Origin of the sequence: Streptomyces sp. NPDC085481 (assembly GCF_044541845.1) — a bacterium.
GTDB lineage: Bacteria > Actinomycetota > Actinomycetes > Streptomycetales > Streptomycetaceae > Streptomyces.
The window spans coordinates 187256-211611 of sequence record NZ_JBITTJ010000001.1 but is presented as its reverse complement, the minus strand read 5'-3'; the positions used below and the strand labels follow the sequence as shown (position 1 = coordinate 211611).

General features: G+C 73.8%; 19 protein-coding genes and 1 pseudogene. 13 read left to right on the top strand and 7 right to left on the bottom strand.

The window, feature by feature from the left end:
* Nucleotides 1-65: 65 nt before the first annotated feature.
* Nucleotides 66-719, top strand: a pseudogene (locus ACIGEZ_RS01010) (serine hydrolase); the annotation flags it as partial.
* Nucleotides 720-918: 199 nt separating this feature from the next.
* Here ACIGEZ_RS01010 and ACIGEZ_RS01005 read toward each other — a convergent pair.
* Nucleotides 919-1947: a DUF4184 family protein gene (locus ACIGEZ_RS01005; RefSeq protein ID WP_399824427.1), complete on the bottom strand. Its 1029-nt coding sequence runs from the start codon at nucleotides 1945-1947 to the stop codon at nucleotides 919-921.
* A 194-nt stretch (nucleotides 1948-2141) separates the two neighbouring features.
* Here ACIGEZ_RS01005 and ACIGEZ_RS01000 point away from each other — a divergent pair, with 194 nt between their 5' ends.
* The 3 genes from ACIGEZ_RS01000 (at nucleotide 2142) to ACIGEZ_RS00990 (ending at nucleotide 5204) form a co-directional block, all read left to right on the top strand.
* Nucleotides 2142-3872 (top strand): lytic transglycosylase, encoded by a 1731-nt coding sequence (locus ACIGEZ_RS01000; protein ID WP_399824426.1) that lies wholly within the window; start codon nucleotides 2142-2144, stop codon nucleotides 3870-3872.
* A gap of 171 nt (nucleotides 3873-4043) precedes the next feature.
* Entirely contained in the window at nucleotides 4044-4184 is a 141-nt protein-coding gene (locus ACIGEZ_RS00995; RefSeq protein ID WP_399824425.1) for an SPW_0924 family protein, read from the top strand.
* A gap of 12 nt (nucleotides 4185-4196) precedes the next feature.
* Complete coding sequence (locus ACIGEZ_RS00990; protein ID WP_399824423.1) at nucleotides 4197-5204, top strand: DUF3068 domain-containing protein; 1008 nt, start codon at nucleotides 4197-4199, stop codon at nucleotides 5202-5204.
* On the opposite strand, the gene hrpB is transcribed toward ACIGEZ_RS00990, so the two are convergent.
* Together hrpB and ACIGEZ_RS00980 are read right to left on the bottom strand one after the other, a co-directional pair.
* Nucleotides 5188-7755 (bottom strand): ATP-dependent helicase HrpB, encoded by a 2568-nt coding sequence (hrpB, locus tag ACIGEZ_RS00985; RefSeq protein ID WP_399824421.1) that lies wholly within the window; start codon nucleotides 7753-7755, stop codon nucleotides 5188-5190. The two genes, ACIGEZ_RS00990 and hrpB, sit on opposite strands and share 17 nt — an antisense overlap.
* A 105-nt stretch (nucleotides 7756-7860) precedes the next feature.
* Nucleotides 7861-8694 (bottom strand): class I SAM-dependent methyltransferase, encoded by an 834-nt coding sequence (locus ACIGEZ_RS00980; protein WP_399824420.1) that lies wholly within the window; start codon nucleotides 8692-8694, stop codon nucleotides 7861-7863.
* 375 nt (nucleotides 8695-9069) lie between these two features.
* Between ACIGEZ_RS00980 and rpsA the strand changes: the two genes are divergently transcribed.
* Nucleotides 9070-10572 carry a 30S ribosomal protein S1 gene (gene rpsA, locus ACIGEZ_RS00975; protein ID WP_399824418.1) on the top strand — a complete coding sequence of 501 codons (1503 nt, stop codon included), beginning with the start codon at nucleotides 9070-9072 and terminating at the stop codon, nucleotides 10570-10572.
* Nucleotides 10573-10670: 98 nt separating this feature from the next.
* On the opposite strand, the gene ACIGEZ_RS00970 is transcribed toward rpsA, so the two are convergent.
* Nucleotides 10671-11621 carry a right-handed parallel beta-helix repeat-containing protein gene (locus tag ACIGEZ_RS00970; RefSeq protein WP_399824417.1) on the bottom strand — a complete coding sequence of 317 codons (951 nt, stop codon included), beginning with the start codon at nucleotides 11619-11621 and terminating at the stop codon, nucleotides 10671-10673.
* Between the two features lie 209 nt (nucleotides 11622-11830).
* On the opposite strand from ACIGEZ_RS00970, the gene ACIGEZ_RS00965 reads away from it, so the two are divergent.
* From ACIGEZ_RS00965 to ACIGEZ_RS00955, 3 genes are all read left to right on the top strand, one after another.
* Nucleotides 11831-12769, top strand: coding sequence for a PAC2 family protein (locus ACIGEZ_RS00965; RefSeq protein WP_399824415.1), 939 nt, complete (start codon nucleotides 11831-11833; stop codon nucleotides 12767-12769).
* 31 nt (nucleotides 12770-12800) lie between these two features.
* Nucleotides 12801-13406 carry a dephospho-CoA kinase gene (coaE, locus tag ACIGEZ_RS00960; RefSeq protein ID WP_399824413.1) on the top strand — a complete coding sequence of 202 codons (606 nt, stop codon included), beginning with the start codon at nucleotides 12801-12803 and terminating at the stop codon, nucleotides 13404-13406.
* A gap of 134 nt (nucleotides 13407-13540) precedes the next feature.
* Complete coding sequence (locus ACIGEZ_RS00955; RefSeq protein ID WP_399824411.1) at nucleotides 13541-13912, top strand: tetratricopeptide repeat protein; 372 nt, start codon at nucleotides 13541-13543, stop codon at nucleotides 13910-13912.
* A 15-nt stretch (nucleotides 13913-13927) separates the two neighbouring features.
* On the opposite strand, the gene ACIGEZ_RS00950 is transcribed toward ACIGEZ_RS00955, so the two are convergent.
* Entirely contained in the window at nucleotides 13928-14200 is a 273-nt protein-coding gene (locus ACIGEZ_RS00950) for a DUF6343 family protein (RefSeq protein ID WP_399824410.1), read from the bottom strand.
* A gap of 99 nt (nucleotides 14201-14299) precedes the next feature.
* Between ACIGEZ_RS00950 and ACIGEZ_RS00945 the strand changes: the two genes are divergently transcribed.
* The gene (locus ACIGEZ_RS00945; RefSeq protein ID WP_399824409.1) at nucleotides 14300-15028 is read left to right on the top strand and encodes a class I SAM-dependent methyltransferase; all 729 of its coding nucleotides are present in this window, start codon (nucleotides 14300-14302) and stop codon (nucleotides 15026-15028) included.
* Here the strand turns inward: ACIGEZ_RS00945 and ACIGEZ_RS00940 are convergent.
* On the bottom strand, nucleotides 15018-15353 hold the full coding sequence (locus ACIGEZ_RS00940) for a hypothetical protein (protein WP_399824407.1): 336 nt from the start codon (nucleotides 15351-15353) through the stop codon (nucleotides 15018-15020). The two genes, ACIGEZ_RS00945 and ACIGEZ_RS00940, sit on opposite strands and share 11 nt — an antisense overlap.
* A gap of 192 nt (nucleotides 15354-15545) precedes the next feature.
* Here ACIGEZ_RS00940 and ACIGEZ_RS00935 point away from each other — a divergent pair, with 192 nt between their 5' ends.
* From ACIGEZ_RS00935 to ACIGEZ_RS00920, 4 genes are read left to right on the top strand one after another with little or no spacing between them, the layout of a single operon-like run.
* Nucleotides 15546-18419 (top strand): DEAD/DEAH box helicase, encoded by a 2874-nt coding sequence (locus tag ACIGEZ_RS00935; protein WP_399824406.1) that lies wholly within the window; start codon nucleotides 15546-15548, stop codon nucleotides 18417-18419.
* Entirely contained in the window at nucleotides 18416-19708 is a 1293-nt protein-coding gene (locus ACIGEZ_RS00930) for an SWIM zinc finger family protein (RefSeq protein ID WP_399824405.1), read from the top strand. The genes ACIGEZ_RS00935 and ACIGEZ_RS00930 overlap by 4 nt, the downstream gene beginning before the upstream one ends.
* A 42-nt stretch (nucleotides 19709-19750) precedes the next feature.
* Nucleotides 19751-20236 (top strand): hypothetical protein, encoded by a 486-nt coding sequence (locus ACIGEZ_RS00925; RefSeq protein ID WP_399824404.1) that lies wholly within the window; start codon nucleotides 19751-19753, stop codon nucleotides 20234-20236.
* The gene (locus ACIGEZ_RS00920; RefSeq protein WP_399824402.1) at nucleotides 20233-22344 is read left to right on the top strand and encodes a tetratricopeptide repeat protein; all 2112 of its coding nucleotides are present in this window, start codon (nucleotides 20233-20235) and stop codon (nucleotides 22342-22344) included. Before ACIGEZ_RS00925 ends, ACIGEZ_RS00920 begins: the two co-directional genes overlap by 4 nt.
* A 49-nt stretch (nucleotides 22345-22393) precedes the next feature.
* On the opposite strand, the gene ACIGEZ_RS00915 is transcribed toward ACIGEZ_RS00920, so the two are convergent.
* Nucleotides 22394-24265: a hypothetical protein gene (locus ACIGEZ_RS00915; RefSeq protein WP_399824401.1), complete on the bottom strand. Its 1872-nt coding sequence runs from the start codon at nucleotides 24263-24265 to the stop codon at nucleotides 22394-22396.
* Nucleotides 24266-24356 lie beyond the last annotated feature (91 nt).

Genomic DNA, 24356 nt, shown 5'->3' with positions numbered 1-24356 from the left:
CGGCCTTGCGCCAGGTGGACCAGCCGTGGGGTGCCGGGGGCCCGGGGGTCCCGAGACTGGGGGACATGGTCACCCGCCGTCGTATCCGCCTGCGCGCCTGGCTTCTGCTCGGAGTCGTCCTCGGCGTGCTGGCCGTGCCCCGGGCCGCCGGGGCCCGCGGCGCGTCCGAGCTGTGCAGCTCGCCGCGTGAACCCGCGCTCGCCGCGCGGCTGTCGCAGGACATCCGCACCGCGCTCGCGGGCCGCGAAGGCACCGTGTCCCTCGCCCTGCACGACCCCAGGCGCCGGCTGCGCTGCCGGCTCGCCCACACCCGCTCGTACGACTCCGCCAGCATCGCCAAGGTGCTGATCATGGAGGCCGTTCTCGGCCGGGCCGAGGAACTGGGCAGGGCGCCCACGCGCCTGGAGTCCCAGCGGCTCAGGGCGATGATCACCCGCTCCGACAACGACTCCGCGACCAAGCTGTGGTCCGGGCTGTCCCGCGCCCGGCTACGGCGCGTCCTGCGCGAGGCCGGGGCCGTCGACACCGTCCCCGGCCACCACAACTACTGGGGGCTGACCCGCACCACCGCCCGCGACCAGCTCGCCCTGCTCGCCGCCGTCGCAAAGCGGCCCGCGGCCCTCGCCCTGATGGGGCAGGTGATCCGCCGACAGGCCTGGGGCGTCACCGCGGGCGCCCCGCACGGCGTCACCGTCCACCTCAAGAACGGCTGGCTGCCCCGTGCCACCCACGGCTGGCGGGTGCACAGCATCGGCGTCGCCCGGGGCACCGGCCTCGACTACCGGCTCGCCCTGCTCAGCCACGACAACGCCACCATGCGGTACGGCGTGCGCACCTTGGAAAGGGTCGCCCTCGCCGTCCACCGGCGCCTCGGCGGCAGTGCGGCGGCGGCCCGCGACTGCACCCCGGACGAGGGGATCAGCGAGGTCCCGGACGGGAGCGCTCCGGCGAACGACCCGGCGCGGCCGTCGGCGTCGGCGCCCGGTCCGGTGCCTGGCCCCATGTCTGGTCCCGTGCCTGGCCCGGTGCCTGCCCCGGTGCCTGTCCCGGTGTCTGGTCCGGTGTCTGGCCCGGTGCCTGTCCCGGTGTCTGGTCCCGTGCCTGGCCCGGTGCCTGCCCCGGTGTCTGGTCCGGCTCCGGGGCCGGGGCGTTCGGGCGCAGCCGCACCCCCGCCCCGTACAGCACCAGACCGAGCGCAAGACCCGACCCCGCCCCGAAACAGAGCGTCGGGATGACGTCCAGTGGGGTGTCGATCCGCCCCCAGTACGCGTACCAGCGCAGCACCCGATGCACCGCGCCGGCCACCACGCACGCCCCGATCACACCCACCGCGAGGAACCGCGCCCGCCGGTCGAGCACCGGGACCCGCGCCGGCTGCTCCGCCCCCGCGGGCGCCGCGCGCAGGGCCCGTACCGAGAACCGGCACAGCAGGACCAGGGCCAGCGCCGACCCCCCGTACTGCGCGTACAGGTAGACCGGGAAGCCGCCCACGACCTCGCCCAGGACGGGGATCGCCCGCGTGCCCCACCGGTCGAGGTGCGTGAACGAGTCCCACACCACGTGGGTCGTCGCCCCGAGCACCGCCGAGACGCCGAACCAGACCGCCGCCCCGGCCCGGCGCCGCTCCCGCCACGGCCGGCCCCGGAGGACCCCGTACACCCGGCCCCGCCACCCCCGAGGCAGCAGCGCCACCAGCGGCTCACGCACCATCAGCCACACCGCCACCAGCGCCGCCGTGATCAGGACGTCGACGGTGACGACCCCGACGGGGGAGTGCGTGACGTCGCCGAAGAACATGGCGCCGGGCACGGCGGTGGCCGCGAAGTAGGTCATGTCCGGCGAGAAGGAGCCCGCGACCAGCGCCGACGCCACGAGCGGCCCGCGGGCCGTCCCGTCCTTGCGGATGCCGGGCAGCACGGCGGCGGCATGGCTGAGTGTGAACGGCACGCTGAGTCCCCCTCGTACGGTCTGCCGCCAGTATCCCGGAGCGGCCGGCACAGAACGCGAGGGCGGCCAAGTGGTGACGAAACCGTGAAACACGGTCAGGGCCCGGTCCCGCCGTGCCCGGAGTTGGCATAGGGTCACGTGGTCAGACTTCGCGCGGGGAGCGCGGAAGCGGGTAACGGGGAGGGACCACACGTATGGCAGCGCACTTGGGCCGCCGGCTGCGCAGGGGAGCCACCAGCGGTGCGGTGGTGGCCGCGGCGGTCGCCGCGCTGGCCGCCTCGCAGGCACCCGACATGGCCCCGCCGCCCGCGGACAACGCGAGCGGCGACGTGCCGGTCGGTGCCGGTGACACGACCACGCCCCCGGACGGCTCGGCCTCCGGCAACTCGCCGTACTACACCGACCTGCCGCCGCTGAACACCCCGAACAAGCCCGGCGCTCCCACCAACCTGCCGATCATCACCGGCCCCGCCGAGGCAGGCATACCCGCGTCCGTGCTCGCCGCCTACAAGCGCGCCGAGGAGTCGATCAGGTCGACCGACCCGAGCTGCAACCTGCCCTGGCAGCTGCTCGCCGGCATCGGCAAGGTCGAGTCCGGCCAGGCGCGCGGCGGCAAGGTCGACGCCAACGGCACCACCACCTCGCCGATCCTCGGCCCCGTCCTCAACGGTGTCGGCTTCGCCAACATCTCCGACACGGACAAGGGCCTGTACGACGGCGACAGCGTGCACGACCGGGCGATAGGCCCGATGCAGTTCATCCCGGCCACCTGGGCCACCTGGGGCCAGGACGCCAACGGCGACGGGAAGAAGGACCCCAACAACATCTACGACGCCGCCCAGGCCGCCGGTCTCTACCTCTGCGCCAACGAGCGCAACCTCGCCGTCAAGGCCGACCTGGACCGGGCGATCCTCAGCTACAACCACTCGACGGAGTACCTGAACACGGTGCTCTCCTGGTTCGAGTACTACAAGCGCGGCACCCACCAGGTGCCCGACGGCATGGGCGTGCTGCCCGACAACCGCAGCGACGAGCGCGGCCCCACCACCCCCGGCCGGACCACCCCGTCCCCGACGACGCCCACGACGCCGTCCCCGACGCCGTCGAAGCCGACCCCGTCGAAGCCCGTCACCCCGAAGCCGACCACCCCGCCCACCACCTCCCCGCTGGCCAGGGTGATGCGCCTCAAGGCCGATTCGCCGGCCACCTTCACCGCCACCGCGGGCGGCACCTTCGCCACCCGGCCCTCGGTCGTGGCGCTCGACCTGTCCGGCAAGCCCGTCGGCGGAGTCCAGGTGCGCTTCCAGGTCACCGGTGACACCGACTCCCGCTTCGGCATCGGCGCGCGCGAGATCACCGCCACCACGGCGAGCAACGGCAAGGCCGTCGCCCCGAGCCTCAGGGCCGGCGAGCGGACCGGCGGCTTCACCGTCCGCGCCGCCGTCGTGGGCCGCACCCTGAACGCGGTCTCGTTCAGCGCGACCGTCGCCGAGCGCCGCGCCGACAAGCTCACCCGGCTCGACGCCAAGGAACTGGCGGCCACCACCGGCGCCGAGTTCGCCGACGAGGTGCAGATCAAGGCCACCGACGGCGCGGCCATCGCCTCCGGTGTCGCCCTCACGGCCACCTTCATCACCGCGGCGGACGACCCGCAGACCGCCACCGACGGCCCCTTCTTCAAGGACGCGGACGGCGCCGCCCTGCGCACCCTCACCGGCCTGAAGACGAACGCCGACGGTGTCCTCACCCTGCCGAAGATCTACGCGGGCGACAAGGCCGGCACCTTCCTGCTGCGGCTGACCGCGCCCGGCGGCGGGACGGTGGACGTCAAGCTGACGGTCAGCGCCCCGGTCGAGCCGACCCCGACCCCGACGCCGTCCCCCTCGTCGTCCACGGGCACCCCGGAGGCCACGCCGACCTCCTGACCCCTCGGGTCCTCGGGATTCCGGCCGCCGCTCCCGCCGCCGCCCCGCGTCCGCACCGGATGCGCGGGCGGCGCGGTGCGTTCTGAGTGCAACGTGTTCTCATCTCGCGGCCGCGTTGCTACGGTGCCCCCGCCCTGACGACGTATCAGATCGAGCACCGGGAGGCCGACCTTGCGCGCCCTTGCAGCCGCCGCCATCGGACTCGTCCCCGTCCTCCTGTTCGTCCTCCTCGTCTCCCTGGTCGATCTGCCGCCGGACGGACCCACCTCGCCCAAGCCCCTCCTGACCGCCGACCCCGGCCCCAAGAAGTAGAGGGGACCGACCATGCGCCGCCGAGCCAGCCTCGTCCTCCTCGCCTTCGCCGTCTTCTTCGCCGCCATGGCGCCCACCCTGCGCTGGTACGCCTTCCCGCGCCTCGCGAAGATCCCGCCGAACCAGTACCAGGAGACCGTCCTGGAGGCGAAGCCCGCCACCCTGCTCAACTACTCCACCCTCAAGGCCGAGAAGGTCGACAGCATCACGATCATCCAGACCCTCAAGGGCAACGTGGAGGAGTCGAAGCGGATCGAACGCGACGCCGGCCGAGATGTCGTCGTCTGGGACTCCCTCTCCTACGTCACCGGCCCCGACGGCAAGATGGTCTCCAAGATCCCCGAGCGGTACATCTTCGACGCCCACACCCAGGACCCGGTCCACGCCACCGGCGAATCGGTCGACGGCGACCCGGTCCGGCGCGAGGGCATCGAGTTCAAGTGGCCCTTCCTCACCGAGAAGCGGGACTACCAGTACTTCGACGCACAGACCCGCACCTCCGCGCCCATCCACTACCAGGGCACCCGCACCTTCCGCGGCCTCGAGGTCTACTACTTCGAGCAGACCATCCCCTGGACCCAGGTCCCCATGCCCAAGACGATGCCCGTCAAGGGCATCACCCCCGACGTCCTGGCCAAGACCGGCCTCACCCGCTGGTACAGCACCAAGCGCATGTTCTGGATCGACCCCGTCACCGGCGCGCCCGTCAACGGCGAGGAGATCCACAAGGAGGAGCTCCGCAACGCCCGCGCCCTGATGGGCCAGGACACCATCACCGTCTTCGAAGGCCATGTGAAGATGCGCGAGGACTACATCGTCAGCGTCGTCGACCTGGTCAAGTCCAACCGCCTGATGGTCCTGATGCTCGTCTCCTATCTGCCGTGGACCTTCACCCTGCTCGGCCTCGCCCTCCTCGCCCTCTCCCTCTGGCTCGAAGCCCGCTCCCGCCGCCCCGGGCCGGACACCCGACCCCTGCGGGAGGCCGGCCCCGGACCGGCGCCCGTCACCGCTCCCGTCTGAGCCGCGCGCTGGTGAACCGGGTCGGCTCCGCAGCCGAAGGGTCCTCCGGCCACGGGTGCTTGGGATAGCGACCCCGCAGCTCCGCCCGCACCGCGCGATACCCGTCCCGCCAGAACGAGGCCAGATCCGCGGTCACGGCCGCCGGCCGCCCGGCCGGCGACAGCAGATGCACCAGGACCGGAACCCCCGCCACCCGCGGCGTCTCGGCGAGCCCGAACATCTCCTGCAGCTTCACCGCGAGCACCGGCCGCTCCCCGCCGTAGTCCACCCGTATCCGCGAACCGCTCGGCACCTCGATCCGCTCCGGCGCCAGCTCGTCGAGGCGCCCCGCCTCGCCCGACGCCCACGGCAACAGCCGCTGCAACCCCTGGCCCGCGTCGATCCGGCCCAGATCCGCCCGCCGCCGCGCCCGGGACAGCTCCGGCTCCAGCCACTCGTCCGCCCGCGACAGCAGCGCCTCCTCCGACACCTCCGGCCACGGCGCACCCAACTCCCGGTGCAGAAACGCCAGTCGGTGCCGCAACTCCACGGCCCCCTGGCTCCACCGCAGCAACACCGTCCCCTCCCGCCGCAGCCCCTCCAGCAGCGCCTCCCGCACGAGCGAGGCATCGGCGTCCGCCCGCAGCGGGCGGACCGTCAGCTCCACCGCGCCGAGCCGCTCCACCGACCGGGCCACCACGTCCCCGTCCTCCCAGTGGACCTCCTCACCCCTCGAGAACAGATGCCCGGCCGCCCGCCGTGCCACCTCCTCGTCCACCACGGCCGCGAGCCGCACCCGGGCCGTGGCGTTCTGCACCGTCCGGTCCGCCACCGCCACGGCCAGCCACGAAGCGGACCGCAACCCCGACCCCTCGCCCAGCCGCGCCCCCGTGCCCGACACCATCAGATACCCACCCTGCTCCCGCACCCGGGCCACCCGCTCCGGAAACGCGAGCGCCGTCACCAGCCCGGCCACCGCGTCCTCGGCCGCACCCCCGGCACCGGCCCGGCCGGCCGTGCGGCCCGTCTCCGCGCTCCCCTCCTCGCCTGCGGAGCGTTCCAGCCGCCGCACCTCCGCCTTCCAGCGCGCCGCGTACCCGTCGCCGCCCCTGCGCGCCTCGCGCCAGGCCGCGGTCAGGTCGTCCCCGTACTCCCGGGGCGGCTCCTCACTCAGCAGGGCCACCACCTCAGCCGCCCGCCGGGCGCCCACCTCCGGCGTGCCGTCGAGCAGGGCCCTGCCGAGTCGTGGGTGCAGGCCGAGCCGGGACATCCGTACGCCACGGTCGGTGGCCCGGCCGTCCTCGTCCACGGCGCCGATCGCCGCCAGGACGCCCCGGGCCGCCGCCATCGCCCCGGCGGGAGGCGCGTCGAGCAGCGCGAGCCCCGCGGCCGCCGGATCGCCCCAGCACGCGGCCCGCAGGGCGAAGTCGGTCAGATCGGCGACCCTGATCTCGGGGGAGGGGAACCGGGCCTGGCGCGCGTCCTCCGCCGCGGACCAGCAGCGGTACACCGTTCCGAAGGCCTCACGCCCGGCCCGGCCGGTCCGCTGGGTCGCCACCGCGACCGAAACCGGCACGGTGGCCAGCGAGCCGAGTCCCCGTGCGTGGTCCATCCGTGGCTCCCGGGAGAGCCCGGAATCCACCACGATCCGCACTCCCGGCACCGTCAGGCTCGACTCCGCCACCGAGGTCGCCAGGACCACCCGGCGCCGCCCGCCCGGCTCGGCGCCCCGCAGCACCGCGTCCTGCACCGCCGCCGGAGCCCGCCCGTGCAGCTGCAGCACCTCGGCATCCAGGTCCGCGAGCAGCCCGGCCGTCCGGGCGATCTCGCCCGTCCCCGGCAGGAAGCAGAGCAGGTCGCCCTCGTGCCGCTCCAGCGCATCCCGGACGGTGGCGGCGACATGGCGCAGCAGCGCCGGGTCCACCCACGTGCCGTGCGCCGGTCGCACCCCGGCCGGCGGCGGCGCGAAGCGGATCGCCGATCCGTGGATCCGCCCCTCGGCCCGCACGACCGGAGCCGGCCCGCCGCTGCCGTCCAGCACGGTCAGCAGCTGCGCCCACGCCTCCGCGTCGCTCGTCGCCGACGCGGCGATCAGCTTCAGCTCCGGCCGCAGCGTCGCCCGCACGTCCACCAGGAACGCCATCGCCGTGTCCGCGTCCAGATGCCGCTCGTGACACTCGTCGAGCAGCACCACGTCCACCCCGGCCAGCTCCGGATCGCGCTGGAGCCGCTGGAGCAGGACACCCGTGGTCACCACCTCGACCCGGGTGGCGGGCCCGGCCCGCCGCTCACCGCGCACCGAGAAGCCGACCGACCCGCCGACTTCCTCGCCGAGCAGCCACGCCATCCGCCGCGCCGCCGCCCGCACCGCCATCCGGCGCGGCTCGGCCACCAGCACCCGTCGCCGCGGTCCGTCCCCTATAAGCCCCGCGAGGGCCAGCGGGACCAGCGTGGTCTTGCCGGTCCCGGGCGGGGCGTACAGCACCGCCGCGCCGCGCTCCTCGAGCGCGGTCAGCAGCTCGGGGACGGCGTGACGGACGGGAAGCAGGTCGAGTGCGTCGTTTCGGATCACGCAGTCAGTCTCGTACGTCCCGGAAGTCCGTCGGGCCCGGCTGTCCACAGGCCCGCCGATAAATACGACTAATCGGCGGGCTTGCGCGGGTCTCGGCCCTCGCGCTCAGTCCCCGGCGCGCTCGCACACGAAGATCGCCGTCCCCGGGATCAGATTCCCCCGCAGCGGCGACCAGCCGCCCCACTCCTGGCCGTTCCAGGCCGGCCACTCCGGCTCGACCAGATCCAGCAGCCGGAAGCCCCCGGCCACCACGTCCCGCACCCGGTCCCCGATCGTCCGGTGGTGCTCGACGTACACCGCGCGGCCCTGCTCGTCCTGCTCCACGTACGGCGTCCGGTCGAAATAGGAGGCCGCCACCGACAGACCCTCGGGCCCCGGCTCGTCCGGGAACGCCCAGCGGATCGGGTGCGTCACCGAGAACACCCACCGCCCGCCCGGCCGCAGCACCCGCCGCACCTCCCGGAAGACCTGCACCGGATCGGCCACGAACGGCACCGCGCCGTACGCCGAGCACGCCAGGTCGAAGGAGCCGTCGCGGAACGGCAGCGCCCCCGCGTCCGCCTCCACCAGCGGCACCTCCCCGCCGATCCGCAGCGCGTGCTGCAACTGCCGGTGCGAGAGGTCCAGGGCCACCGGCCTTGCCCCCTGCGCCGCCAGCCAGCGCGAGCACTGGGCCGCGCCCGCGCCGATCTCGAGGACGTCGAGCCCCTTCAGCGAACCGGCCGGGCCGAGCAGCCCCGCGTCCGCCTCGTCGAGCCCCTCGGGGCCCCAGACGAACCGGTCGTCCCCCAGGAACGCTCCGTGCTCGCTCTGGTACTCGTCGGCGTTCCGGTCCCACCAGCCCCGGCTCGCCCGGCTGCTCTCCGCGTCCCCCGCATCACGCCGGGTCGCCGCCGGCTCCTCCTCGGGGCCGTCTTCCTGTCCGTACTCTTGGTTCATCTCGCCCGTCGATGTAGTTTGCGCTCAGTGCCGCACTCGGACCGGACACGGTCTGCTGCGGCGCGGTCCGTCGCGGCCAGGATGGCCTGGGCCGACACGAGTTGTGCCGGGTATGAGGCGATCCGCCCCGGGTGCGCGCTTCGCGCATTGACCCCGTCCGGCCGCCCCCGTATGCTAAAGGTTGCGCTGCGGGCCTGCGCGCCTCAGACGTAGCAGGCTGCGCTCGCATCTGTTGTATGTCCCCTCGGTTTTCGAGGCCCCACCCGTTCGTTCGGGCAGGTGCTTCCTTGGCTGTCCGGCTTCTTCAGCTGCGATACGGGCTCTCGGCGTAGCAGTACCTACGACTTCAATGTCCGTACCGGAGCCCTTTCCCACATGACGAGCAGCACCGAGACCACCGCCACCACCCCGCAGGTTGCGGTCAACGACATCGGTAACGAGGAAGCCTTCCTCGCCGCGATCGACGAGACGATCAAGTACTTCAACGACGGCGACATCGTCGACGGCGTCATCGTGAAGGTCGACCGGGACGAGGTCCTGCTCGACATCGGTTACAAGACCGAAGGTGTCATCCCGAGCCGCGAGCTCTCGATCAAGCACGACGTCGACCCGAACGAGGTCGTCAAGGTCGGCGACGAGATCGAGGCCCTTGTTCTCCAGAAGGAGGACAAGGAAGGCCGCCTGATCCTCTCGAAGAAGCGCGCCCAGTACGAGCGTGCCTGGGGCACCATCGAGAAGATCAAGGAAGAGGACGGCATCGTCACCGGTACCGTCATCGAGGTCGTCAAGGGTGGTCTCATCCTCGACATCGGCCTCCGTGGCTTCCTGCCGGCCTCCCTCGTCGAGATGCGCCGCGTCCGCGACCTCCAGCCCTACGTGGGCAAGGAGCTCGAGGCGAAGATCATCGAGCTGGACAAGAACCGCAACAACGTGGTCCTGTCCCGCCGCGCCTGGCTCGAGCAGACCCAGTCCGAGGTTCGCCAGACGTTCCTCACCACCCTGCAGAAGGGTCAGGTCCGCTCCGGCGTCGTTTCCTCGATCGTCAACTTCGGTGCCTTCGTGGACCTGGGTGGCGTCGACGGTCTCGTGCACGTCTCCGAGCTGTCCTGGAAGCACATCGACCACCCGTCCGAGGTTGTCGAGGTCGGCCAGGAGGTCACCGTCGAGGTTCTCGACGTGGACATGGACCGCGAGCGTGTCTCCCTGTCGCTGAAGGCGACGCAGGAGGACCCGTGGCAGCAGTTCGCCCGGACCCACCAGATCGGTCAGGTCGTCCCGGGTAAGGTCACCAAGCTGGTTCCGTTCGGTGCGTTCGTCCGTGTGGACGAGGGCATCGAGGGTCTGGTCCACATCTCCGAGCTGGCCGAGCGCCACGTGGAGATCCCGGAGCAGGTCGTCCAGGTCAACGACGAGATCTTCGTCAAGGTCATCGACATCGACCTCGAGCGTCGTCGCATCAGCCTCTCGCTGAAGCAGGCCAACGAGTCCTTCGGTGCCGACCCGGCCTCGGTCGAGTTCGACCCGACCCTGTACGGCATGGCCGCGTCCTACGACGACCAGGGCAACTACATCTACCCCGAGGGCTTCGACCCCGAGACCAACGACTGGCTGCCGGGCTACGAGGCCCAGCGCGAGGCGTGGGAGACCCAGTACGCCGAGGCGCAGCAGCGCTTCGAGCAGCACCAGGCTCAGGTCATCAAGTCCCGCGAGGCCGACGAGGCCGCCGCTGCCGAGGGTGGCGCCGCCGCTCCGGCCGGTGCCCCGGCGGGCGTCTCCGGTGGTTCGTACTCCTCGGAGTCGGACGACACCTCCGGCGCCCTGGCGTCGGACGAGGCCCTGGCTGCCCTGCGCGAGAAGCTGGCCGGCGGCCAGAGCTGAACAGGCTCACCGCTGAGCTCGAGTAGCTAGCGTCGAGGCCCGCCTCCCTTCGGGGAGGCGGGCCTCGGTCTTTTCGTGCCTGTCCCGGTCGCGCGGGATCAGGGGGTGACGGCGATGTTCGTCAGGCCGTTGCCGCCGGTGACCGTGTTGGAGCTGTGCACCGTGGTCGTGCAGCCGCCGCTCTGGTTGGTGACGTAGACGGCGAGCCGCTTGGCGCCGCTCGCCCCGGTGAGGTCGGACCGGTTGCCGCGGAAGACGGTGCCGCAGCCCCACCCGCTCTGCTGGGTGTGGGTCTCGTAGCCGTTGTTGGTGGTGCCGCGGCCGGTGTTGTTCTCCACCAGGACGGCGTTGCCCTTCACGTCGACCCAGGAGTCGTCGTAGTTGGCGCCGGTCAGGCCGCTGCCGTCGAAGGTGTTGCCGATGATCCTCGCGCCCGTCGTGCCCTCCTTGACGTCGACGTTCTCACCGCCGACGCCGGGGCCGATCACGTTGTCGAGGATCTGCACGTCGTCGCTCTTGTCGGAGAGCGTGTTGGCCGTGCCGACGTAGACGCCCTCGCCCATGCCGCGGCCGTCCTGCCCGGTGTCGTAGATCTTCGAGTTCCTGATGACGCCGTTCTTGCTGGAGTTGCGGAAGTGCACGCCCTCCATGTCGAGGTCGTGCACCGTCACTCCGTCGATGACCACCCCGTTCGCGGTGTCGGTCATGATGCCCTTCTGGCCGCCGGTCACGGTGACGCCCCGGACCGTCCAGTACGCGGCGCCGTCGAGGTGCAGCCCGTAGCCGCCGCCGGCCCTGAGGATCGCGCGGGACGAACCGGTGAGGGTGATCCTCGCCGAGGAGGTGCCCGGGACGGTGGCCTTGAAGTTGCCGGTGTACGTGCCGTCCGCGAGGTGGATGGTGTCCCCGGGGCGGGCGTCGGCGAGCGCCGTCTTGAGCTGGGCGGCCGTGGACACCTCGATCGTGGCCGCCTCGACCGGCGCGGCCGTCGCGAGGGGGAGGGTCAGGAGAGCGGGGAGGAGGGGGAGGAGCAGCGTTCGCGTGCGCATGGGGGTGCCTTCCGGTCGACGCCAGAGGTTCTCGTATGTGTACGCCAGACGAGATGGTGAACGCGGTGCTGTTCCGTGAAGGTAGGGATCGAGTGTGGGCATGCCAAGGTCTGGACCAGTGGGCGGGTGCGGTGGCAAATCCGGGGCACGGGGAATGGTGGTGCGCCGGTCGGCGTTCTCCAGGAAGAACGCGAGGAGGAGCGGAAATCGTGCTTGATCCCCAGGATTTGTACGAATGGGACCAGAAGGGTCTGGCCGTGGTCGACATGGCCCTGGCTCAGGAGTCGGCCGGACTGGTCATGCTCTATCACTTCGACGGCTACATCGACGCCGGCGAGACCGGCGAGCAGATCGTCGAGCGGCTGCTCGACACCCTGCCCCACCAGCTGGTGGCCCGCTTCGACCACGACCGGCTGGTGGACTACCGGGCCCGCCGCCCCCTGCTGACCTTCCGCCGCGACCGCTGGACCGGGTACGAGACGCCCGCGATCGAGGTCCGCCTCGTCCAGGACGCCACGGGTGCGCCCTTCCTGGTGCTCTCCGGGCCCGAGCCCGACGTCGAGTGGGAGCGCTTCGCCGTCGCCGTGCGCCAGATCGTCGAGCGGCTCGGCGTCCGGCTCTCGGTAAACTTCCACGGCATCCCCATGGGCGTCCCGCACACCCGCCCCGTCGGCCTCACCCCGCACGGCAGCCGCACCGACCTCATGCCCGGCCACCGCAGCCCCTTCGACGAGGCCCAGGTGCCCGGCAGCGCCGAGTCCCTCATCGAGTTCCGCCTCACCGAGGCCGGCCACGACACCCTCGGTGTCGCCGCCCACGTCCCGCACTACGTCGCCCGCTCCCCGTACCCGGACGCGGCCCTGACCGCGCTGGAGGCCGTCACGGCCGCCACCGGCCTGGTCCTGCCCGGCGTCGCGCACTCCCTGCGCACCGAGGCGCGCCGCACCCAGACCGAGATCGAGCGCCAGATCGGCGAGGGCGACGAGGAGCTGGTCGCACTCGTCCAGGGCCTTGAGCACCAGTACGACGCCGTCGCCGGAGCCGAGACCCGCGGCAGCCTGGTCGCCGAACCCGTCGACCTTCCCTCCGCGGACGAACTGGGCCGCGAGTTCGAACGCTTCCTCGCCGAACGGGAGGGCGAGGCGTAGTCGCCGTACGGTGGGATCTAAGCTGCCGCTCATGCTGAAGGTGGGCCTGACCGGCGGAATCGGCGCCGGCAAGAGTGAAGTGTCGCGGCTGTTCGTCTCGTACGGAGCCGTGCTGATCGACGCCGACCGGATCGCCCGTGAGGTCGTCGAGCCCGGAACGCCCGGGCTCGCGGCCGTCGTGGCGGAGTTCGGGCCGGAGATCCTCACCCCGGAGGGGACCCTCGACCGGCCGAAGCTGGGCTCGATCGTCTTCAACGCCCCCGAGCGCCTCGCCGCCCTCAACGCCATCGTCCACCCGCTCGTCGGCGCCCGCTCCGCCGAGCTGGAGAGCCGGGCCGGCGCCGGCGACGTCGTCGTCCACGACGTGCCGCTGCTCACCGAGAACGGCCTCGCCCCCCTCTACGACCTCGTCGTCGTCGTGGACGCCGCCCCGGAGACCCAGCTCGACCGGCTCGTACGGCTGCGCGGCATGACCGAGCCCGAGGCCCGCGCCCGGATGGCCGCCCAGGCCACCCGCGCACAACGGCGCGCCGTCGCCGACCTGCTCATCGACAACGACGGCCCGCTGGAGGCGCTCGAACCCCAGGTGCGCAAGGTCTGGGACGAGCTCCGCGAGCGGGCGGCCGGCGGCCGATAGGGAAGCGGCGCGTCGCAAGAGGCCCCGGACGGGGTAGAGATGACGTTCACGGGGAATGCCGCTGCCGGGCACCCCGCGGAATACGGCCGCCGTGCCCGCTGTTGAACGGCCGGAGCGAGGGGAAAGGAACCACTGTGGCCGAGAGGAACCCGGAGACCCACGTCATCGACTTCCGCGCCGCCGAGCAGCTGCTTGCCGCGCGGGACCCGCGTGGCGCGGTCAAACTGCTCGACTCGGTGATCGCCGCCCATCCCGAGAACACCGCGGCCCGGCTGCTGCGCGCCCGCGCCTTCTTCGCCGCCGCCCAACTGCGCCCCGCCGAGCTCGAGTTCGAGCTGGTCCTGGAGCGCGAGCCGGACAACGCGTTCGCGCACTTCGCGCTCGCCCGCACCTACCAGCGCTCCGGCCGCTCCGACCAGGCCACCCGCCACTTCCGCCTGGCCGCCGCGCTCGACCCGAAGCCGGAGTATCTGGAGGCGGCCCGGTTCGACAGAGCCGGCGACTGACCGGACGCCGGGACGTCAGCGGCGGCCGCGACCGCCGTGATCCGGCTCGTACGGGGGGATGTCCCGGCCCGGCTGCCAGTGCGGGCCCTGCCGCAGATGGTGCGCGACCATGATCAGGTCGACCGCCGCCACCACGAAGAGCACCCCGCACGCCGCCGCCCACCCCGGCCGCTCGAGCAGCGAGAACACCGTGGTGCCGAAGCCGGCCCACAGCACGCCCCACAGACTCAGCCAGAACCGCAACCGCAGGGGACTGCGTGCGGTCAGTGGCTCACTCCCCGTACGCATGACATCGCATCTCCCGGACAGGACCCCTGAGAGCACTTCCAGCATCTACCCACGGAACGCGATCCGGAAGCACACCTGGCGGCGAGAGGACGTGAGGGCATGAGGGAACCGAGGAGCGCGGGCCGCGGGCGGACGGGCCACCGGGGGACCGGCCCCGGGCCCATCACCCCGGACGGCTGCGCCGTCGAGCTGTACCGGCGGCTCGCCGTCGGCAGCGAGGCCGACGTGATCGAGGCCGCGCTGCCGGCCGGGGCCGCCCTGCTCGAACTGGGCAGCGGGGCGGGCCGTGTGACGCTGCCGCTCACCGAACGCGGCTTCGCCGTGACCGCGGTGGACGAATCGGCCGAGATGCTGGCCGCGGTCGCCGAACGGGTGCCGGGCGTCGAGACCGTCCACAGCCCCATCGAGACCCTCCGGCTGCCCCGGCGCTTCGACGCGGTCGTCCTCGGCTCGTTCCTCGTGCACACCGCGGACCACCGGACCCGGCAGGCGCTCCTGGAGAGCTGCCGCCGCCATGTGAAGGACGACGGCTTCGTCCTGATCCAGCGCGAAGGCGCCGACTACCACGAGAACCTGCCGAGGGAGCGGCGCGACCCCGCCGGCTACACCGTACGGATCGTGTCCGCGCGTCCGGTCGGCGACGGCGTCCACTCCGTGTTCGCCGAGTACGTCTTCCCGGACGCGCGCTGGACCCAGACCTTCCTGTCCCGCCCGCTCACCCGAGAAGCGTTCGAGAACCACCTCGCCGAGGCGGGGCTCGCCCTCGACGCCTATCTGACCGACGACGGCACCTGGGTACGGGCCCGGCCCGCCGGAGCTAGTGGATGACGCTGTAGCTGCGCCAGGGCAGCGTGCCCGGGACGATCTCGTTGCCAGTGTTGCTCGGCAGGTACGTGGACTCCTTGCCCGTGCAGTCCCGCGTGCGGTACAGCACGAGGTCCACCAGCGTGTTGTTCTCGATCCTCGTCACCCCCGTCGGCGCCAGCCGGTGGCAGCCCTTCACGGACGGGCTGGTCACCCTCACCCCGATCTCGTGCCCGGTCTCGTAGTCGACCGTGCCCACCGCGGTACGTCCCAGGCCCGAGCAGCCCACGACGGCGAGCGAGAGCAGGGCGGCCCCGGTGGCGATGGAGAGACGCCGGTGAAGAGACATGGGCGGAGATCCTCGTCTGTCGGGCATGGGCCGTGGAAGCCTGTTCCCGGCCACCCTGCCGCGTTGCGCGCCGGGTGTCATGTCCGGTTGGGCCGCCCGGGCGAAGCGCCGCGCACGGCCGTTGTCAGACCCCACCCGTATGGTCGGAAGTCCAGTCGGAAATCCGTCGCGGACCGGGAGGTGAGCAGCGCCGTGACCACAACCCTGCTCGGCAGCGCCGCCGTCTTCCTGCCCGCCGCCCTGCCCCGTGAGGGCCGCGTCGCCTTCTGGTCCCCGGACGGCACGGCCGTGCGGGTCCCCGATGCGGACGCGCACCTCCCCGACCCGGCCGTACGGGGCGAGCTCACCGTCGTACGGCGGCACGGCGCCGGCGTGCGCGGCAGGACCGTACCCGCCGTGATCCTGCCCATCGCCGAGGCGCTGCCCCACCTGGTCACCGCCCGACGGCACCCGGCCGCCCACCCCGCCACCGCCTGCTGGGGCGCCGCCGCCCTGCACGCCCTGCACCTGGTCGCCCGTGGGCGACTGCTGCCCGGACTCACCGCCGACGACCACGACGCCTGGCGGGCCGGCCCGCTCGACGCCGAGGACATCGCCCACCTGCGGGCCGTGGCCGCCGCCATGCCGTACGAGGCCCACGCCGTCCCCGTGCCCGCCCCCGGCCCGCTGCGGCTGCCGGAGCCGGAGGCACTCGTGCGCGCCTTCCTCGACGCGGTCGCCGACACCCTGCCCCGCACCCCCGCCGCGCCCCACGCGGTCGGCGCGCCGTTCGCCGCCCGCGAGCCCAGGCACCTGCCCCGTGCGCGGGCCTGGGCCGCCGAGGCCGCCGCCGGCATGGACGCGGGCGTGCGCGTCTCCCTCCGCCTGGACCTGTCCGGATACGAACTCTTCGACCTCTCCGACGACGGCACCGGCGAGGAACGCCAGGCCGCCGCCGCGCTCCTCCAGGTGCACAGCCTCGCCGATCCCACCCTCGTCATCGACGCCGCCGCCCTGTGGGCCGGCGACGGCGACGAGCACTTCGGACCCCGCGCCCGGATCGACGCCGTCCTCGCCCTGCGCCGCGCCGCCCGCGTGTGGCCGCCGCTCGGCCGCCTCCTGGAACGGGAGGTGCCCGACGTCATGTCCGTGACCGAGGACGAGCTGTACGAGCTCCTCGGCCCCGCCACCGCCCGGCTCGCCGACGCCGGAGTCGCCGTCCACTGGCCGCGCGACCTCGCCCGCTCCCTCACCGCCTCCGCCGTCGTCCGGCCGGCCCGCACCGCGCCCGGCTCCGCCACCGACGGCACCACCTTCTTCGACAGCGAGGAACTGCTCCGCTTCAACTGGCAGCTCGCCCTCGACGGCGACCCCCTCACCCAGCGCGAGATGGACGCCCTCGCCGAGGCCCACCGCCCCGTCGTCCGCCTGCGCGACCAGTGGGTGGTCGTCGACCCCGCCCTCGTCCGCAAGGTCCGCAAGCGCGAGCTCGGGCTGCTGCAGCCCGTCGACGCGCTCGCCGTCGCCCTCACCGGCACCGCCGAAGTCGACGGCGAGACCGTCCCCGCCGTCCCCGTCGGCACCCTCGCCACACTCCGCGACCGGCTCCTCGCCGGACCCGAGGACATCCCCCCGCCGCCCGGCCTCGACGCCACCCTGCGCGACTACCAGCTGCGCGGCCTCGCCTGGCTCGACCTGATGACCTCCCTCGGCCTCGGCGGCTGCCTCGCCGACGACATGGGACTCGGCAAGACCGTCACCCTCATCGCCCTCCACCTGCGCCGCTCCCATCGTGCCCCCACCCTCGTCGTCTGCCCGGCCTCGCTCCTCGGCAACTGGCAGCGGGAGATCCGGCGCTTCGCCCCCGGCGTGCCCGTCCGCCGCTTCCACGGCGCCGACCGCACCCTCGACGGACTCGACGGCGGCTTCGTCCTCACCACCTACGGCACCCTGCGCACCAGCGCGGCCCGCCTCGCCGAACAGCCCTGGGGCATGGTCGTCGCCGACGAGGCCCAGCACGTCAAGAACCCCTTCTCGGCGACCGCCAAAGCCCTGCGCACCATCCCCGCACCCGCCCGGATCGCCCTCACCGGCACCCCCGTGGAGAACAACCTCTCCGAACTGTGGGCACTCCTCGACTGGACCACCCCCGGCCTCCTCGGACCCCTGAAGGCCTTCCGCTCCCGGCACGCCCGCGCCGTGGAGAACAGCGAGGAGATCGAGAACGAGGAGGCCGTCGAGCGCCTCGCCCGGCTGGTCCGGCCGTTCCTGCTGCGCCGCCGCAAGTCCGACCCCGGCATCGCCCCCGAACTGCCGCCCAAGACCGAGTCCGACCACCCCGTGGCCCTCACCCGCGAACAGGCCTCGCTCTACGAGGCGGTGGTGCGCGAGACGATGGCCCAGATCGAGGGCGCCGAGGGCATGGCCCGCCGCGGACTCGTCATGAAGCTGCTGACCTCCCTCAAGCAGATCTGCAACCACCCCGCCCAGTACCTCAAGGAGCGCTCCCCCAAGGGCGGCGGAGCCCTCTCGGGGGCCGGCTCCGTGCGGCTCGCCGGACGCTCGGGGAAGCTCGCCCTGCTCGACGAGCTCCTCGACACCATCGTGGCCGAGGACGGATCCGTCCTCGTCTTCACGCAGTACGTGTCGATGGCGCGGCTCCTCGCCGACCACCTCGCCTCCCGCGGCATCGGCGCCCAACTCCTGCACGGCGGCACGCCCGTCCCGGAGCGCGAGCGGATGGTGGACCGCTTCCAGGCCGGCGAGGTCCCGGTCTTCCTGCTCTCCCTGAAGGCCGCGGGCACGGGCCTCAACCTGACCCGGGCCGGCCATGTCGTCCACTACGACCGCTGGTGGAACCCGGCCGTCGAGGAGCAGGCCACCGACCGCGCGTACCGCATCGGACAGACCCAGCCGGTCCAGGTCCACCGCCTCATCGCCGAAGGCACCGTCGAGGACAGCATCGCCGAGATGCTGCGCGCCAAACGGGCCCTCGCCGACGCCGTCCTCGGCTCCGGCGAAGCCGCACTCACCGAACTGACCGACCGCGAACTGGCCGACCTGGTGTCCCTGAGGAGGCCGTCATGACCCCCCGCCTCCCCGGCCGCCCCCGCCCCGCCGCCGCCCGCGCCGCGCTGCCCCGTCACGACGACCGCCGCCGCACCTTCCCCCAGGTCGCCCCGCACGAGGCGCCCGACGGGCGGTTCGCCGCCACCTGGTGGGGCAACGCCTGGGTGGAGGCCCTGGAGGACACCGCACTCGACCCGGCCCGGCTCGCCCGCGGCAAGGCGTACGCCCAGCGCGGCCACGTCGACGCCATCACCGTCACCCCCGGCCGGGTCGTCGCCTACGTCCACGGCAGCCGCCCCCGCCCCTACCGCACCGAGATCCGGCTGCGGACCCTCGGCGACGACGACTGGGAACGGTTCCTCGACGAGGCCGCCGCCCGCCCCGACCACATCGCCGCCCTCCTCGACAAGGACGTCCCGCACGCCCTGGAAGCCGTCACCGGACTCCTGCCCGCCCCCGGCGACCTCGTCCCCGACTGCTCCTGCCCCGACGACGGCTACCCCTGCAAGCACGCCGCCGCCCTCTGCTACCAGTCCGCCCGCCTCCTCGACGAAGACCCCTTCGTCCTCTTCCTCATGCGCGGCCGCGGCGAACAGGAGCTCCTCGCCGACCTCACCCGGCGCAACGCCGCCCGCTCCGCCGCCGAAAGCGCCGTCGCCGCCCCCACCATGCCCACCCTCCCGGCCCGCACCGCACTCACCCCGCTCACCGGACACGCCCTCCCGCCACTGCCCCCACCGCTCCCCGCACCCGCCCACCCCGGCCGCCCCGCGGTCTTCCCGGCCGACCCCGAAGCCCCCGACCCGCTCGCCCTCGACCTCCTCGCCACCGAGGCCGCCGCCCGCGCCCACACCTTCCTGACCACCGGCCACGACCCCGTCGCCAGACTCACCCCGTGGCAGGACGCCGTACGGCTGGCCGCCGCGCACCCCGGCTCCGGCCTCACCGCCTCCACCCGCGCCCTCTACCGCGACCTGGCCTACGCCCTCGACCGCAACACCACCGACCTCGCCCGCGCCGTCGCCGCCTGGCGCCAGGGCGGGTCCGCAGGACTCGCCGTCCTCGAGGAACCCTGGGACCCGCCCGCCGGACCCTTCGACCGGGCCAGACCCGCCCTGCTCGCCGCCGACCTCCCCGCCTTCCGCCCCTGGCGCAACCGGCTGTCCACCCGCTCCCTCCAGCTCCGCTTCGGCCGGGACGGCCTCTGGTACGGATACGAGTCGGACCCCGACCGCGAGGACTGGTGGCCGCGCGGCACCCCCGACGCCGACCCGGTCGGTGTGGTCACCGACCTCCTCGGGAGGTGACCGATAGGCTGGAGCGACGATCGAAGCGCCGAAGGGGGCCTGGTGGAAGCCGAGTTGGTGGCACTGGCGACAGCGGGGGCGACCGCCCTCGTACAGCAGATGGTGGGCGACGGCTGGGAGCGGGCGCGGACCAGGATCGCCACGTTCTTCGCCGCCCGCTCCGGAGCCGACGAGGAAGCGGTCGGCGCCGAACTCGAATCCGCCCGCGACGAACTGCTGCGCGCCGCACGCGACGGCGACTCGGAAGCCGTCGACGAGGCCACCTCCGAGGCCCGCGTCGAATGGCGCGCCCGGATGCGCCGCAGCCTGCTCGCCGACCCCCGCTCCGCCGGCGAACTGCGCCGCATCCTCGCCGACCTCGCGCACGACGAACAGAGCGCTGCCCCGCCGCCCCTCACCGTCTCCAACGCCATCAACGGCGGTGTCCAGCACGGCGTCGTGATCCAGACCGGCACCATCGGACACCTCCGGATCGGCGACCAGCCGGGCCCCGCGGGCCCCGACGGCCAGGACGGCACCCGCCCGTGAACCCGGACCCGGCGGTGCGCAACGAGGTCGGCGGCACGGTCCACGGCACCGTCGTCCAGGCCCAGCACATCGGCACCCTGACCCTTCAGGAGGCCGTCGTCCCGGCGCTCGTACCCGGCGCGCCGACCCCCCGGTTACTCCCGGCCCCGGCCCGCCACTTCACCGACCGGCGCACCGAACTCGACCGGCTCTCCGCCCTGTTGGACGCGGACGACGACCCGGCACCCCGCGTGGTCGTCCTCACCGGCACGGGAGGCATCGGCAAATCGGCCACCGCGCTCCACTTCGCCGCCCGCCTGAAGGACCGCTACGACGGCGGCCAGCTCCACGCCGACCTGCGCGGCGACGCCACCGCCACCGCCGCCGCGCCCTCCACCGTCCTGGTCCGCTTCCTCCGCGCCCTCGGTGTCGCACCCCCGTACGTCCCGGCCGACGAGCAGGAGCAGATCGACTGGTTCCGCACCCTGACCGCGGGCCGCCGCCTCCTCACCGTCCTCGACAACGCGCACTCGGTCGCCCAGGTCCTCCCGCTCCTGCCCACCGGACCCGGCTCGCTCACCCTCGTCACCAGCCGCCGCCGGCTCTCCGGCCTGCGCAGCGCGGCCGGCGCCCACCACCTCGCTCTCCCGCCGCTCGGCCCGGCCGACGCCGCCCTGCTCCTCACCCGCCTCGCCGGCCGCGCCCCCGGAACCGACTCCGACTCCGACGGCGCGGCAGCCGTCGCCCGCCGCTGCGGCGGCCTGCCGCTCGCCCTGTGCATGGCCGGCGAACGCCTCGCCGTACGCACTCACCTCACCTGGCAGCAGCTGGAGCACGACGTGGCATCGGCAGCAGCGCACGACCGCCCGGACGGCCAGGACGGCCCCGGGCGCGACCCCGTCACCGCCACCGCCGACACCTCATACGGCGACCTCACCCCCGACGCCGCCCGCCTCTACCGGCTCGGCGGACTGCGCCCCTGGGCGGGCCTCACCGCCCCGGCCGCCGCCGCACTCGTCGACCTGCCCGAGGAGCGGGCCGCCGCCCTGCTCGAAGAACTGGCCTCCATCCACCTCGTCGAGGAGTCCGCGCCCGGCCGCTACCGCTACCACGACCTGCTGCGCACCCACGCCGAGCGCCGCGCCCTGAAGGAGGACGGCCCCGCCCGCTCCGCCGCCGCGGTGGGACGGCTGCTGCGCCACCACCTGGCCGCGGCCGCCGCCGCCGACGCCCGCCTCATGCCCGGCCGCTGGCGCCTCGGCCCGGCCTACACCCGCGTCCCCGAAGGCCCCGGGACCCCCGGCGAGGCGACCGACTGGCAGCTCGCCGAGCGCGAGAACCTCGTCGAGGCGGTACGGACCGCCGACGAGTACGGACTCGACGACCTCACCTGGCAGTTGTGCGAAGCACTGTGGAGCCTCTTCCTGAGGCAGGGCTTCCACCAGGACTGGCTCGCCACCCACCGCCTCGGCGTCCACGCCGCCGCCCGCTGCCCCGGCACCCCCGAAGCCGAGGGCCGCATGCACGCCCAGCTCGGTTTCGCCCTCCTCGGCCTGGGCCGCCACGACGAGGCCGAGGCCGCGTTCACCTCCGCCGCCGACGCGGACCGGCGCTGCGGGCACCGCAGGGGCGAGGCCACGGCCGTCGAGTCGCTCGGCCTCGTACGGCTCGCCCAAGGCCGGTACGCCGAGGCGGCCCACTCCTTCCGCGCCGCCCAGGGCCTCGCCGACGACCCCCGAGCCCGCGCCCTCCTCGAACACCACCTGGGCCGCGCCCTCTCCGGCCGGGGGCGGCACGCCGAGGCCGCCGCCACCCTGGAGCGGGCCAGGGACCTGATGAGCGCGCTGCCCGACCCGTACAACGAGGCCCGCGTCCTGACCAGCCTCGGCGAGGCCGCGCTCGCCGCGGGCGACCGCGACTCGGCCGCCGCCCGTCTGGCGGAGGCGGCCGAGCGGATGGCCCATGAGCGCGCCCCGGTCCAGGAGGCGGCCATCGCCGCCCTGCGCGCCCGGGCCGCCGCCACACCGGAGGAACGCCGGCGCTTCCTGACCGAGGCGATCGAGCGGTACGAACGCCTCGGCTCACCCGCGGCGGCGGCGCTCCGCGAGCAACGGGACGCACAGGGCTAGCCAGGGGGTGTCCCGCCGATCAGGCCGGATCAGGGCCGATCAGGCCGGATCAGGCCGGATCAGGGCCGGACAGGCGTGAGCCGGCCACGGTCCGCACCGCGACCCGGTGCCGGATCGCACCCGTCACCACGACCAGGCCGCCGGCGTCCGCGAGGGCGGCGAGTCCGCGGCCGTCCGCCTGCCAGGCGTGGACGGCGGAGGCGTACGCGGCCGGGTCGCACGGGTCGGCGAAGCCGTCCGGGCGGGGGAGCGCGGCCAGTTCGAGGACCGAGCCGTCCCGGGTGCGGACCAGGCAGCTCCCGGGGCCGGTCAGGACCGCGGCGAGTCCGGCATACGGCTGCTGCTCGAGGAGCTCCGCCGCGCGGGGGCCCGGCGGCTCGTCGGACCGTTCGCGATCGACGACCACGTCCGCAAGGGCGAGCCGTCCCTCGTCGCCGTTCGCCTCGTCCACGGCCGTGTGCGCGTCGTCGGCGTCGGGGGTGTCCGGCTCCGCCGCAGGGTCGGCGTAGCGGGTGACGGTGACCTCGGGCAGGCCCTCGGCCCCGGCAGCCCGGAGTGAGGTGAGGACGCGTACGGGCACGGTGACGGGCGGGATCCCCAGCTCCGGCGGCAACGGCACCGGCAGCGGGGCGAGCCGGGCCGGACGCGCCGGCTCGGGCAGGCCGAGCAGCGTGTGGAAGAGCGAGCGCAGGAGCCGGGCGGAGTCACCCGGGTCGGCGCTCGCGGCCGCCGCGAACCCGTCGTAGCGCCCCGGCACATGCCCGTCGATCACCGCGTCGAGGCGAGCACGCAGCGGCGTCCCCGGCCGGAGGCGGGGCGCGGCCCGCCCGAGTGCGGCGACGGGCGACGCCGGATCGAGGTCCTCGGACGCGAACGCGCCGAGGAGGACGGGCAGCCCGAGCGCGGCGGCGTAGTACGTGACGGAGCCGTGGTCGCCGATGACGCAGTCGGCCGCGGCGACGGCCTGCCGCCAGTGCCCCAGCGGGTGGATCACGGTGAGCCCGGAGTGCTCGGCCCGGCGCAGCCAGCCATGGACCTGGCCGGTCCCGTGCCCGTACCAGATGTTGGGGTGGAGCACCGCGCACAGCCGGTACTCGTCCGCCGGCAGGGTCTCGGTCAACTCCCGCAGCAGGGCCGGAAACGCGTCGGAACCGGCCAGGGACGTGGGCCCCCAGGTGGAGTTCAGGACGACGAGCCGGCGCCCGTCGCCGGCACCGAAGGCGCGGCGCAGCGCGGGGCGCCGGCGGCGGAGCGCGAGCAGCCGGTCGTAGCAGGGGTCACCGGCGAGGACGGCGGTCCCGGCGGCCTCGGGGCAGGCGCGCCGCAGCCGGTCGAGCTGTTCGGGATGCGACAGGACGGTCGCCGTCGCGAGCGGCCGGCCGTCGTGGAGCACCCACTCCGGGGCCATTCCGAAGACGGGAGCGCCGCCTTCCGGCTCCCGCGCCCTGGCGCCGGGCGCAGCCCCCGGCCCTGTCCCTGTCCCTGTCCCAGCCCTATGTCCGGTGTCCGGTGTCCGGTGTCCGGTGTCCGGTGTCGCCAGCCTCTTATTGTATCCGGCGCCGTGCGAAACGACGGTCAACTTCCCTTGAAATGCCTCCAGTTCACCGCCGTAGCTCGCGGCGATCGCCAGGTCGATGCGGTCGGCCGCCGCAAGCTCCTTCGCCTGCTCCCAGGGGACCACCGGCAGGCCCGTCTTCGCCAGCAGTTCCGGAACACCGGCCAGGAACGGCGAGGACCCCGTGCACGTCGCCAGACACTGCACGTCGAGGGCGTCGTCGAAGAGCGTCAACACGTCGAGCAGCCGGGTCGCCGAGGTGACGTTGTGGACGACGAACAGCACGGTGCGCACCGCCCCGCGCGTACGCCAGCGGGCCGCGTCCGGCCCCACAGGCACCCGCAGCGGCTCCAGCCCCACCGTCACCCCACCCCTCTCCGGGTCACGATAACCCTCCGGAAACAACCGACGTCGAGGCATGATCCGCCGCCTCACACTCGCTCGATGGAGTGAAACA